Annotated in this window: 13 protein-coding genes; 8 read left to right on the top strand and 5 right to left on the bottom strand. The window is 63.0% G+C overall.

The window, feature by feature from the left end; translation table 11 throughout:
* Positions 1-19 precede the first annotated feature (19 nt).
* The 8 genes from E4021_RS13585 (at position 20) to E4021_RS13550 (ending at position 7,289) form a co-directional block, all read left to right on the top strand.
* The gene (locus tag E4021_RS13585; RefSeq protein ID WP_136459912.1) at positions 20-394 is read left to right on the top strand and encodes a hypothetical protein; all 375 of its coding nucleotides are present in this window, start codon (positions 20-22) and stop codon (positions 392-394) included.
* Positions 395-484: 90 nt separating this feature from the next.
* Entirely contained in the window at positions 485-2,863 is a 2,379-nt protein-coding gene (locus tag E4021_RS13580; protein WP_136459911.1) for a TonB-dependent receptor, read from the top strand.
* The gene (locus tag E4021_RS13575; protein WP_136459910.1) at positions 2,860-3,747 is read left to right on the top strand and encodes a DUF4249 domain-containing protein; all 888 of its coding nucleotides are present in this window, start codon (positions 2,860-2,862) and stop codon (positions 3,745-3,747) included. The genes E4021_RS13580 and E4021_RS13575 overlap by 4 nt, the downstream gene beginning before the upstream one ends.
* Before the next feature lie 102 nt (positions 3,748-3,849).
* On the top strand, positions 3,850-4,440 hold the full coding sequence (locus E4021_RS13570; RefSeq protein ID WP_246050304.1) for an RNA polymerase sigma factor: 591 nt from the start codon (positions 3,850-3,852) through the stop codon (positions 4,438-4,440).
* A 4-nt stretch (positions 4,441-4,444) separates the two neighbouring features.
* Complete coding sequence (locus E4021_RS13565) at positions 4,445-4,723, top strand: hypothetical protein (protein ID WP_136459909.1); 279 nt, start codon at positions 4,445-4,447, stop codon at positions 4,721-4,723.
* A gap of 9 nt (positions 4,724-4,732) precedes the next feature.
* The gene (locus tag E4021_RS13560; RefSeq protein ID WP_136459908.1) at positions 4,733-5,584 is read left to right on the top strand and encodes a mechanosensitive ion channel family protein; all 852 of its coding nucleotides are present in this window, start codon (positions 4,733-4,735) and stop codon (positions 5,582-5,584) included.
* Positions 5,585-5,664: 80 nt separating this feature from the next.
* Positions 5,665-6,678: a DUF3078 domain-containing protein gene (locus tag E4021_RS13555; protein WP_136459907.1), complete on the top strand. Its 1,014-nt coding sequence runs from the start codon at positions 5,665-5,667 to the stop codon at positions 6,676-6,678.
* Positions 6,679-6,683: 5 nt separating this feature from the next.
* The gene (locus E4021_RS13550; RefSeq protein WP_136459906.1) at positions 6,684-7,289 is read left to right on the top strand and encodes a uracil-DNA glycosylase family protein; all 606 of its coding nucleotides are present in this window, start codon (positions 6,684-6,686) and stop codon (positions 7,287-7,289) included.
* Here the strand turns inward: E4021_RS13550 and E4021_RS13545 are convergent.
* From E4021_RS13545 to E4021_RS18140, 5 genes are all read right to left on the bottom strand, one after another.
* Entirely contained in the window at positions 7,286-7,975 is a 690-nt protein-coding gene (locus E4021_RS13545) for an SDR family NAD(P)-dependent oxidoreductase (protein ID WP_136459905.1), read from the bottom strand. The two genes, E4021_RS13550 and E4021_RS13545, sit on opposite strands and share 4 nt — an antisense overlap.
* 91 nt (positions 7,976-8,066) lie before the next feature.
* Positions 8,067-8,339, bottom strand: coding sequence for an HU family DNA-binding protein (locus E4021_RS13540; protein WP_116125561.1), 273 nt, complete (start codon positions 8,337-8,339; stop codon positions 8,067-8,069).
* A 295-nt stretch (positions 8,340-8,634) separates the two neighbouring features.
* Entirely contained in the window at positions 8,635-9,636 is a 1,002-nt protein-coding gene (locus E4021_RS13535) for a glycosyltransferase family 2 protein (RefSeq protein ID WP_168797604.1), read from the bottom strand.
* Positions 9,637-9,669: 33 nt separating this feature from the next.
* The gene (locus E4021_RS13530) at positions 9,670-11,310 is read right to left on the bottom strand and encodes an ArnT family glycosyltransferase (RefSeq protein ID WP_168797603.1); all 1,641 of its coding nucleotides are present in this window, start codon (positions 11,308-11,310) and stop codon (positions 9,670-9,672) included.
* Between the two features lie 16 nt (positions 11,311-11,326).
* Positions 11,327-12,865 (bottom strand): hypothetical protein, encoded by a 1,539-nt coding sequence (locus tag E4021_RS18140; protein WP_168797602.1) that lies wholly within the window; start codon positions 12,863-12,865, stop codon positions 11,327-11,329.
* Position 12,866: the final 1 nt, after the last annotated feature.

Raw genomic sequence — 12,866 nt, 5'->3', positions numbered from 1 at the left:
TAAAGGGAAATCGACCACCATGAAAGTTGAAGTAAAAGAAAAACCGCGGCTACAGAACGGCCGCCACGTAGTGACCATCACCGAAATTTCCGAGGGAAAAAGTGAGTACAAGGGTATTCCCTTCTTCGCCGCCCGTATGGAGACCGACGAGGGATTCGTGGAGCAGCGCTTCTACGACAGCGAGCCCAGCCAACCCATTCTGGCCGAGCTGATGCGGGCCGTAGACCTCGAAGGCGAAACCCTGGATACCGAGAAACTCGTCGGCCGGCAACTCAGCGTGGAAGTACACGAGCGCAGCTACCCCGACCCCGATACCGGACAGGAAAAGACCATTACCGAAGCGGGCCACTTCCGGCGCGTGGGGGAGGCGGACACGAGCGATCAGCCGAAATAAGTCACCGATCCGTCGAAAGGCGACGGCCGTTGATCAGAATAGTGCGTCGGGGCGTAACCCTTCGCACTATTCGTCGTTTAGCCTGCAGCTATGAAGTACCTGCTCACCGCCATTCTGACGCTCGCAACGCTACTCCCCCTCAAGGCCCAGGACAACGTAACCGTGCGGGGCTACGTACGCGACGCCGCCAACGGGGAGAGCCTGATCGGTGCCACCGTTTACCTGGAGGGGACGGGGAAGGGTACGGTGACCAACGATTACGGATTCTACTCCCTCACCGTGGCCCCGGGCACCTACACCCTGGTGGTCACCTACCTTGGCTTCGCAGACCAGCGGGTCACCCTTGACCTCCTGGGTAACACGATGCGCGACTTTGCCCTCGGGGAGGCGGGAAGCGTACTGGAGGAAGTGATCGTGACGGCCACCGAGGAAGACGAGAACATCAGCACGGTACAAATGAGCGTCGAGCGCCTCGACATGGGCACCATCGAAAAACTGCCCAGTCTGCTGGGTGAGGTCGACGTGCTGCGCAGCATCCAGTTGCTGCCCGGCGTGACCAGCGTGGGTGAGGGGGCGGCCGGCTTCAACGTACGCGGCGGCAGCATCGACCAAAACCTGGTGATTCTGGACGAGGCACCGGTCTTCAACAGCAGCCACCTTTTCGGCTTCTTTTCGGTATTCAACCCCGACGCGGTCAAGGGTGTAAAGCTGTACAAGGGCGGCATTCCGGCGCGCTACGGCGGCCGGCTGTCGTCGATCCTCGACGTGCGCATGAAGGAGGGCAACAACCAGCAACTGGAGGTGCAGGGCGGCATCGGCACCATCTTCAGCCGACTGAGCGTGGAGGCCCCGCTGGTGAAGGACAAATCTTCCTTCCTGTTGGCCGGACGCCGCAGTTACATCGACGTACTGGCCGCGCCCTTCCTCAACGACGACCTGGCCGACACCCGCCTGAATTTCTACGACCTTACCCTGAAAACCAACTACCGCTTCAGCGACAAGGACCAGGTATTCCTCTCGGGCTACCGCGGGCGGGACATCTTCAGTCCGGGCGGCGACCAGGGTTTCAGCTGGGGCAACGTGACGGGGACCCTGCGGTGGAACCACCTGTTTTCGGACAAGGTATTCTCCAACCTGACGCTCTATTACAGCGACTACGACTACGCCATCATCTTGGGCGACGAGCCCGAACGGGACGCCTTCAACTGGGACGCGAGCATCGTTAACCTGAGCCTGAAACCGGAATTCACCTATTACCTGATGCCCGACAACGTACTCCGCTTCGGCGGGCAGGCCATCCACTACCGTTTCGAGCCCGCCAACGCGCTGGCCGTCAGTGCGGGCGAGGAGATCGACATCAGCCTGAGCCGGCAGCTGGCTCTGGAGTCGAGCGCCTACGTCGAGAACGAGCTCAACCTCTTCGACCGCCTCAAACTGAACTACGGGCTGCGCCTGAGCCACTTCGCCTACCTCGGGGACCGCAACGTCTATGCCTTCGGCGAACCCCCGCGCCGGGGCCTCCCCCGCCCCCTCACCGGGATCGGGCGGGCGGAACGCAACGAGATCATCAAGGACTGGACCTACCTGGAGCCGCGCGCCGCGGTGCAGTACTCGCTGGACGCCACCAGCTCGGTGAAGGCCAGCTACCAGCGCACGGTACAGTACATCCACCTGCTGAGCAACACCACCGCCTCCATCCCCCTCGACATCTGGACGCCCAGCACGAACAACATCGATCCCCAGCGCGCCGACCAGTACGCCGTGGGGTACTTCCGCAACATCTCCGAGAATCGCTATGAGCTCAGCCTGGAGACCTACTACAAGAAACTTTACGACCTCATCGATTACATCGACGGGGCCGATCTCATCCTCAACGAGCTCGTGGAGGGGCAGGTGCTCACCGGCCGGGGGCGGGCCTACGGATTGGAGTTCCAGCTCAAGCGGACGGAAGGACGGCTCTCCGGCTGGCTCAGCTACACCCTGGCGCGCACCGAGCGCCTCGTGAAGGGCATCAACAACGATGAGTGGTACCCCAACCGCTTCGACCAGACGCACAACCTTAACCTGAGCGCCTTCTACGAGCTGAGCGACCGGGTTACCCTGAGCTCCAACTTCGTCTACAACACGGGTACCCCCACCACCCTGGCCAACAGCGGTTACTACCAGCTCGGGTACTTCATCCCGCACAACAGCGGCAGCCTGCGCAACAACTTCCGCATCCCGGATTACCACCGACTCGACTTCAGCCTGACGCTCGACCCGTCGAAGGACAAGAGTGACCGCCGGTGGCGGGGGCAGTGGATCTTCGGCGTCTACAACGCCTACGCCCGCCGCAACCCCTTCACCGTGTACGGCAACCAGGTCGACGGGCGCGCCCCCGCTGGCGGTGCCGTTGACACCGAGGCCATCAAGCTCTCCGTGGTCGGCAGCATCATCCCTTCCGTATCCTACAACTTCACCTTCCAATGATGCGCCCGGCCACCCTCCTGCTACTGGCAATGTTCTGCTTCGGCTGTACCGACGTGATCGAGCTGGAAACTGACTTCCAAACCCCGGAAATCGTGGTGGATGCCTGGCTCACCAACCAGTCCGCCCCCCAGGAGATCCGACTGTCGCTGAGCCAGGACTACTACGATAACCGCCGGCCCACCGGGGTCACCGACGCCGAGGTGATCGTGTGCCGCACCGCGCCCGACAACCGCTGCTTCAACTTCGTACACCAGGATTCCGGGCGGTACCTCTGGACGCCCAGCCCCGGGGACAGCCTGGGTGCGGTAGACGCCGAGTTCGTGCTCGGCATCCAGCGCGGCACCGAATCCTACGGGTCCCAGGCGACCATCAAGCGCGTGCCGGACATCGATTCGCTCGTGGTCAACTTTCAGGAAGAGCAGCTCGGCCAGGAAGCGGGCCTCTACGCTGAATTGTACGCGCGGGACTTTCCGGGCACGGGCGACGTCTACCTCACCCGCACCTACTACAACGACACCCTGCTCCTGCGGCCCTTCGAACTGAACCTCATCTACGACGGCACCTTCGACGCGGGCAGCCGTACGGACGGGCTCGTCTTTATCTCGCCTATCCGGCAGAGCATCAATCCGCGCGACGACTCCGGAGCCTTCCTCCCCCTGCAGCCGGGCGACGAGCTGCGGGTGGAACTGTGGTCGGTGTCGCAGGCCGCCTACTTCTTTCTGGGCGTGGCGCGCGATCAGCTGCAGAACGGCAGCAACGGCATCTTCCAGATCCCGGTAGCCAATGCCCCCGGCAACGTCTTCAACCTCGAAACGGAGGGGCCCGTGCTGGGTCTTTTCAACATCGCCGCCGTGAGTACGGCCACCCGCCGGGTGGAGGAATAGCCGCGCGCCCGGCAATTTTTCTCCGTTTGTGACGCTTACAGTAATTTACCGTCTCACCTAGGGCAACCGCAAAAGAACGGTTGTCCTGTAGTTTGCCACTCAATGCCCAGCGGAGCACCCAGCTACGGATGCGATACGACGATGGAAGACATGGATATCGTGCGGGCCTACCGGGCTCACCAGCACGCTACCTGCTTCCAGATACTTTACGATCGCTACGCCGGCAAGGTGTACAGCAAGGCGATGACCATGCTGCATAAACCCAGCGAAGCGGAGGATGCCACCCAGGAAATCTTTACCAAGATTTTTCTGAGTCTCGGCCAGTTCGAGGGGGAGGCCAAGTTTTCCACCTGGATCTATTCGATCACCTACAACCTGTGCATCGACAAGATCCGCAAAAGCAAGCGCAGCCGCGAACTCTTCGCCACCGAGATGGAAAATCCACCGGATACCGCCGAGGAAGTTCCCGACGAGGCACTGATGAGCATGCAGGTCAATGAACTGCGCTACGTACTCGGCCAACTCACGGAGGCGGAGCGCACCCTGTTGCTGATGAAATATAAGGACGGGGTAAAGATCCGCGCCATCGCCGAGCTGCTCGGTAAAAATGAATCCGCCGTAAAGATGCAGCTCAAGCGCATCAAGGAAAAAGCAAAACGCATCCACGACAAACAATTCACCTCCGTAGCCTAACGCCATGAACAGCTTTCTTGCACTCCGGGATCAGGACCTGGCCGCCTTCACGGGCGAGCGGCGCACGGGAATACGCAAACGCGTGGAACGGGAATTGCGCACGGCCGAGTTCATCGCCAGCATCGTGGAGCTCTTCGGACCCGTCATGGCCGATACCGTGAGCGTGCTCAGCGGCGGCCACTCCATGCAAGCTGAGGAATCCTACCGTACCTTTTCGGAATCGGAAGACGACGATCCGTTCGGGGAGCCCCCCGCGCGCCCCCCGCAGGAGATCGTCCGCTAAGTGAGTATTATGAATTCAGCCCTTAACGTCTTGCGCCTCCAGGCCTACGAATTGCTTGCCCTTATTCCCACCCTGCTCAAGGCAGCCTTCATCTTTCTGGTCGGTTATATCCTGGCCAAGGTCCTCTACCAACTGGTGCGGCGCCTGGTATCGGCTACGGGTCTGGACCGGCTTACCGACCGGCTCATGACCATCGATTTTTTCCGCCACTTCACGGTGCGCGTGGCGCCCAGCCGCATCCTGGCGGCTTTCGTGTACTACTTCATCCTGATCGTCTTCACGATGGCGGCCGTGCACGCCCTGGGCATGGATATGCTGTCGGCCCTCATGGCTAATCTGGTGGCCTACCTGCCCAACGCCATCGTCGCCTTCCTCATCCTGATCGGCGGCATATTCCTTGCCGACTTCGTGAAGCGCATGGTGGTCTCCGCCTGTCGTTCCCTGGCCATCCCCTCCGACAACCTCATCGGCAACGCCGTCTTCTACTTCATCCTGCTCAACATCATTCTGATCGCACTGCGGCAGGCGCAGCTGCAGACGGAGTTCATGGAGACCAACATCAGCATCATTCTGGCGGGGATCGCGGGTGCCTTTGCCATCGGGTACGGCATGGCTTCGCGGCACATCATGAGCAACATCCTGGCCAGCTTCTACAATCGCAACCAACTACGCGTTGGCGACGAGGTGAGCATTGACGGCAAACGCGGTGAGGTAATTCAGCTCAACAACGTCAGCATCACACTGCGTACCGAGGAATCGGAGTACACTATCCCCTTCAGTAAACTCAGCACGGAAGGCTTCGAGATGCACAGCCGCCGCGAGGTAGGGGGCCCCCGGCTGCCGCCCCACCAAAACCCGTAGGCCGGTCGGGGAATCCTTATCATTGCAGCGCTGACCGTTCGGGAACCTGCCGTCGCGGACGGCCCCCAAGTAACGCTACCATGAAGCCACCCCTACTGCTGCTCCTGTTCCTGTTTTGCACCTGCGCCCTCGCCGCCCAGGAGAAAGAACCCATACCGGACGGCTGGCGCATCGGCGCGGGCATCGGACTGGACATCACCCAGCTCCTGCAGATCAACCCCAAGCAGGGGGCCGGTCAGAACCGCCTCGGATTCGGCAGCGCCGTGAACAGCTTCGCTAAGTACCGCATGGGCCGGCTCGACTGGGACAACACCCTGCTCTGGCAGTTCGGGCTGCAGCGACTGGGCGCGGGCGTCATTTCGCAGGGACTGAGCAGCCGCATCCCCTTCCAAAAGACGGTCGACGAACTCCGCCTCGGCAGCAAGTATGGCTACCGCATCAAGGAAGACGGCAAGCTTTTTTATTCCGTTAACGGTACCTTCCTGAGCCAGTTCTTTCCCACCTACCAGTTTCCGGACATCTACTCCGGCAATTTCGTCACGGACTTCCTCGACAGCGGCCGCAGCCCCTTGTCCAAATTCCTGGCCCCCGCCACGGCCACCCTTTCGGTGGGTATTGATTACCAGCCCAACGAGAATATCTCGATCTTCTTCTCGCCGGTCAGCTCCAAGTTTATCATCGTGGCCAACGACAGCATCGCCAGCCGGGGGGTACACGGTAACCCCGTCAGCGGCGAGGCCAACGACCTAGGCATCTACCCCGAATTCAAGCAGGTCGACGCGCAGATCGGTGCCCTGGCCCAACTGGGCTACGCCGACAGCTTCCTGGAAGACGACCGCATTACCTTCACCTCCAAGCTGGGGCTCTACACCAACTACCTGCGCAACCCGCAAAACGTCGACGTGGACTGGCAGAACAGCTTTTCCTTCGCCTTGACGGAGCACCTGCAGTTCACCCTCTTCGCTAACCTGTTCTACGACGACGACATCCGGGTACGCATCACCGATTACTCCGCCCCGAACGGAACCGCCGGGCTCGGCAAGCGGATCAGCTTCACGGAGCAGCTCCTGATCACCTACGCCCGTACCTTCTAGCCGCCGTGGCCGAGCGCTTTCAGCCCACCTACCCCCACCCCCTGCTCGACCGGGCGCGGGCGTGTACGGTATGCGCGCCGGTACTGCCGCTGGGTCCAAATCCCATCTTCCGCATTCACCCCGAAGCCCGGATAGCCCTCATCAGTCAGGCCCCGGGCCGGCTGGCCCACGAATCCAGCGTAGCCTACGATGACGCCAGCGGCCGCCGACTGCGCGACTGGCTCGGCGTATCGGAGGCGGAATTTTACAATACGACCACCTTCGCCGTGCTTCCGATCGGCTTCTGCTACCCCGGCAAGGGGAAGGGGGGTGACCTTCCGCCCCGCCCGGAGTGCGCACCGCTGTGGCAGGATGCCCTCCTGCGCCTGATGCCGAAGCTGGAGCTCAAGTTGCTGATCGGCGCCTACGCCCAGGCGCACTACCTCGGGGATCGCCGCCGGAAGAACCTCACGGAAACGGTACGCCACTACGCCGACTACCTCCCGGAGTACTTCCCAATTCCGCACCCCAGTCCGCGCAACGGCATTTACCTCCGACGCAACCCCTGGTTCGAGGAGGTCAACGTACACGACCTGCGCGAGCGCGTGGCCGCGATCAGGGCGGGTGCCTAGATGGCAGACAGCCCGCCGTCCATACCGATCACCTGTCCGGTGACGAATGCCGCCTTCGGTTCCAGCAGGAAGGCGGCCATGGCGGCCACTTCGGCCGGGCTGCCTACCCGGTCGAGGGGGTGGCGCTTGGCGGCGGAGGCCCGCTTGTCTTCGGTGGCCAGCAGCCGGTCGGCCAGGGGCGTGTCGGTTAGGGATGGGGCGATGGCGTTCACCCGGATGTTCGGGGCGTATTCGGCGGCCAGGCTGCGGGTGAGTCCTTCCACCCCACCCTTGGCGGCGGCCACGGCGGCGTGGAAGGGCATGCCACGCTGTACGGCTACGGTGGAGAAAAGCACCACGGAGGCGGGGCGCTCGCTGCGCTTGAGCGCCCGCTCAGCGGCTTGCAGGCAACGCACCGCGCCCACTACGTTCACCTCGAACGCGCCGCGGAAGGCGTCGGGCTTGAGGCTGCGGAACGACCGCAGGTCGATGCTGCCGGGGCAGTAGACGAGACCCTGGAGCTGGTCGGGCACCGCGGCGGACAGGTCAGTGTCGGCGGTCACGTCGACGGAGGTGAAGTGGACATCTGCGGGCAGGTCGCGCGCTTCGCGCGCCCATACGTGGACGGTGTGGCCCTGCTGGAGGAGTTGGTCGACGAGGGCGCGGCCGATGCCCGAGCTGCCGCCGACGATGAGGTAGGTTGACATGGTTTTTGGTTGGGGGGTAAACAGAACGACCCGGCCGGCGGGGGCCGGTCGGGTCGTCGTAGATGGGAATCGGTTCCTCGGGAGAGGATAATTAGTTGACCGACTCGCTGAGTTTCTTGCCGGGCTTGAACTTCACTACGTTCTTGGCCGCGATCTGGATGGTCTCATTGGTGCGAGGGTTGCGTCCCTCACGGGCGGGCCGGTTGTTCACCGAGAAGGTACCAAAGCCTACCAGGCTCACACTGTCTTCGCTCTTAAGCGCGTCTTCAATGCTGGCGAGGGTGGCGCTCAGTGCGCTTTCTGCTTGGTCCTTGGTGAGGCCGGATTTATCGGCAATGGCCGATACAAGTTCTCCTTTGTTCATTTGATAGGAATTTGGATAGTTAAAAACGGTGATTTGGATTTACCGTCTGAAAATGGTTACGTTAGGTACTTCATCGACGGGCGCGTAACGCCGGACCCAAAGCTCCCTAGTAGCCGTACAAACGTATGAAAAAGCGCTGTGTTTATCCCACTTTCCTTATTTTACTAGGCTTCGCGCTCCTTTTTTCCCCTTCCTGTAGCCGAAAATCGGGCTGCGCGGGCATCGACAAAACGGTAAAACCGGACAAACGCCCGAAACGCGGTAGCAACCGCGACCTCTTCGGCCACCGGATGCGCTAGTCGGCCGTACGGCGCAGGGGCTCGGGCGCCAGGGGCTGGGCCACCGCCTCGTCATCCTCTAACCGCTTGATTTCCCGTATTTTATATGGCCGTTTATTCTGGCTTTCGTAGTAGGTCCGCATCAGCACCTCCACCATAATACCCACCGTAACCAATTGAATACCGGCCAACACCAGCATGGCTCCCAGGATGAGCAGGGGCTTACCCCAGATGTCCTGGCCCATGATTTTCAACACCAGCAGGTAAACGTTAATCAGGGCGCCCAAGGCGAAAAGTGCCAGCCCCGCCTGTGCAAAGAGGTGCATGGGCTTCTGGAGGTAGCGCTTCAGGAAGACCATCAGGAGCAGGTCGCTGACCACCTTGAAGGTGCGCCCAAGCCCGTACTTGCTCTGTCCGAACTGCCGGGCGTGGTGCTTTACCGGCACCTGGGTGATGCGGGCACCCTCCAGACTGGCCAGCACGGAGATGAAGCGGTGCAACTCTCCGTAGATACCGAGGTCCTTGGCAATGTCGGCCCGGAAGACCTTGAGGGCGCAGCCGTAGTCGCGCAGGTGCACCCCGCTCAGGTGGCGGATGATCCAGTTGGCAACCTGGCTGGGCAGCTTCCGCGTGACCCGGCCGTCCTGCCGGTTGACGCGCTCCCCGACCACCAGGTCCCACTCGCCATCCTCCACCAGCCGCAGCATGGCCGGAATGTCCGAGGGGTCGTTCTGCAGGTCGCCGTCGAGGGTGGCGATGTAAGCCCCGCGGGCCACGTCGATACCGGCCATCAGGGCAAGGCTCTGGCCGTAGTTCTTGCGCAACTCCACCACCACCAGGCGGGGGTCGCGGATGCTTTTGAGCAGGGCCACCGAACCGTCGGTGCTGCCGTCGTCGACGTACACGATCTCGTAATCGATGCCCGGCAGGGCCGCGTGGATGCGGTCGATCAGCGGCTGGATATTCTCCAGTTCATTCAGAATGGTGACTACGACGGATAGCTGCACGGTGGGTAGCATGGGGTGCAAGGTACGACTTCCGGCAGCCGGCCGCTACCGGCGCAGGGGAATACCGGAGCCCATCCCGTCGCGCAGATCCGGTTCGTCCGGCACCGGGGGTACCGGTGGCACGAGGGGACCTACCGGATACTTCAATTGCAGGTGGCGCAGGTACAGGGAATCCGTAGCCGCAATGCGCAAACCCGGGTACTGCAGCGGACTGGCAACGTATGCCGTACCGGAAGGGAAGGAATCAAAGTGCCGGGGCACCACCGCTCCCCGCGCCTCGGTGAGGTACCAGCCCGTGGCCGGCTCGATCAGCGTGTATCCGTATATGGCGAGCTCACCGTCTTCGTGGCCGGCCGCGACGTGTCGGGCCGAGGCCCGCACCGCCAACCCGCGCTCATCGCCGGCGGCGCGCACCGGCAGGACGAAGAGGTCGAAGCCCACCCGCAGCACCAACAGGAAACAGCACAACAGAAGCAGGAAATTCTTCCGGTCGCGCCAGCCCGCCACCGCTACGGCACCCGCGACCGCGCCCACCGCAACGCTCTTGACCCAGGGGTAAGTCACCCCCACGGAAACGGCCGGCACCAGGGGTGCAAAGGGCAGGGCCGCCGCCACGAGGGACATGACCCCCAGCAACAGGTACCGTAAAAGCTGGTACGACCGGCTGCGGTCCACCGAATGCAAACGGTGCAGCCACAGCAAACTGGCGAACAGCAGGGGAAAGAGCATGAGCAGGTAGCGGGGGTAGACATTGGGCGAAAGCCAGTACACCGGCAGGTGAACCGCAAAGGCCAGCAAGCAGAAGGCCGCGTAGTCGTTCTTCCGCACCAGCGCCCAGCTGCCCCGCCGCAGCAGATAGACCAGGAGCAGCGTCCACGGCAGGAAATGGTAGCTCATCTCGAAGGGGAAAGCCAGCAGGTGGCGCACCGTCTCCCAGGGGCCGTGGGCCACCGCCGTCCGCTTGCCGCTTTCTGAGAGAAGCCGCTCGGCTACCACGCCCAGGTCCACGTATTGAGCGTAGGCGGAGTAGTACAGCCCGAGCAACAGCAGGCAACCCAGCCCGCTAACCAGGTGGGCCGGCCGCACCAGCTGGATCCACGCCCGCTGCCAACCCAGAATGGCAAAGACCGTAATGCCCTGAAAGACGATGGCCGGCAGCCCCTTCAGCATAAAGGCCACGGCGGTGAGCAGGTAGGTCCACCCGAAAGCCTGCCACCACTGCCCCCGCCGGCCGAAGTGATACAGCAGCATGATCTGGGTGTAGACGACCCAGCTGAAGCAAACGTCGATGAGGGCGAGCATGCTGTCCCAAAAGAGCATACGCCCGCAGGTAACGACGGTCAGGGCGTGCACGAAAGCCAGGTAGTTGCCGAAGTAGCGGCGACTGAAGGCGTAGGTAGTGAGTCCAAAACCCAACAGGCTGACCACTGTTGGCAAGCGGGCCGCCCACTCACCGGCCGCGCCGTGGAGGGAGAAGCTCAGCGCCAGTATCCAGTTCCACAGGGGCGGCTTGTTGAGGTACGCGTCGGCGTGGAGGGTGGGCGCGATGAAGTTTTCCGACCAGAGCATTTCCTGGGCGACCAGCGCGCGGATGGCTTCGTCGTCGATAAAAACGGCCAGTCCGAGGTGGATGAGCAGGGCCGGAAAGAGCAGGACGATCGCCCCTATGTAGTACCACTTCCGCACCGGGGCGAAGATACGGCTACCGGCTCGCGTCCAGCGTGAAGGTGGTGGTACCCAGCCACTGGCGGCCCGTGGCATCGCGCAGCAGGACCACCACCCGGTAGCTGCCGGAATCGTCGGTGCCGGGGAGGGGCAGGGAGACCGCGCCGCCCTCCGTGGTTCCGGTTTGCCAAAGCAGCAGGGGGGAGATGCGGGGCAGGGCGGCGGGGAGCGGACGGAAGCCCAGGGCGGGTTGCCGGCCATTTAGGGTAAGCAGGTTGGCGGCGTCGGCGGCGGGCAGGTCGTCGGCCGGGCGCAGGCGGTCGATCTGCACTACACCCTGGTTGCCTAGAGCGGGAAACTGCTCCCGCAGTTCGCGGTTGCCGTAGTAGAAGGTGAGGCGGTCCACCTCCGCCGGATCGAGGCGGGCTACGTAGTCGGCGTCGCGCGTGAGGCGTCCGTCCACAATGAACAGCGGAGCCTCCAGGAAGAAGCGCTGGGTGGGTGCGTTGTACAGCCGGGCCGTATAGCTGCCCCGGCGCTCTCGGTAACGAAGTTCGCCCGCCACTTCCCGGAAGAAGGTGTACAGGTCGGGGAAGGCCTTGTAGTCCTGCACGTTGTACGCCTTGCTCGGCACCAGGGGGCGCCGCTGCTCCCGCACGGGCTCGGCCTCGAGGGGGGTCTCCACCGTGCGGTAGAGCTGGAAGATCTTGCGGCGGCGGTAGCTGAGCTCGAGGTACGCCACCACGGCTTCGGTCAGGGGCGGACGTTCCGCCAGTGACTCCAGCCGGGGCTGCCCCAGGCGGGCCACCAGGGCCGTCGAGCCGCTGATGTCGCGGGCCTGTACGGTCTTCTGGCCTTCGAAGGCTGGGACGGTAAGCAGAAAGCGCCCCTGTGGGTCCGACTTGCTGAAGTAGGTCGCGAAGGTAGTGCCGTCGAATACCGGCAACAGGTTGACCGCCACCGCTTCACCGCCATCCGCGGCCGTCACCTGCCCCCGGTAAAAGAGCGTATCCTGGTAGGCAGCGGCCGGACGGACCGGCTCCGCCGCTACCGTTTCCCCCGCGCGGTCGCCCACCACCGAGGCATTGAATACCGACAGGCTGTAGGTCCCTGCCGGAGCGTCGGAGAGGCGCAAGGTTCCGTCCTCCACCCGCACGCTTAGGTTGGTTGCGCCGAGCGGAGAGGCCGCAGCCACCGTTTCCGTAGGGGTGGTTCCACGATCGCCTACGCTGTAGACGGCGTGGCGAAAGGTGCCCAGGTGCACGTCTTGTCCGTCGGCGGAAAGGGCCGTCAGTACAATGCGGTAGTACCCCGTCGGCAGATCGTACCCCCAGCGGTAGTACCCGTCGGCCGCGCCGTCGGTGGTCCCGAGGAAGAAATAGTCCAGCCGCTGCCCGTCGGGGCCGTAGATCTCGGCGCGCACCGAGGCGGGGGCCGGCTGCGGCAGGTAGGCGCGGAACCAGCTCACTTCCCCCGCCGCGTGGTAGGGGCGGTCGAGGTGCAGGGTGGTGGTGCCCGGCTGCGCCGCCAGCGGAAGCAGGCAAAGAAGGAAGAATAGGAGGGTCAGCGATCGCATC

It is taken from the genome of Neolewinella litorea (assembly GCF_004803465.1).
In the GTDB taxonomy this organism is placed as follows: domain Bacteria; phylum Bacteroidota; class Bacteroidia; order Chitinophagales; family Saprospiraceae; genus Neolewinella; species Neolewinella litorea.
Note: the sequence above shows the minus strand (reverse complement) of the source record. Positions and strands in the feature narration are given on the sequence as shown.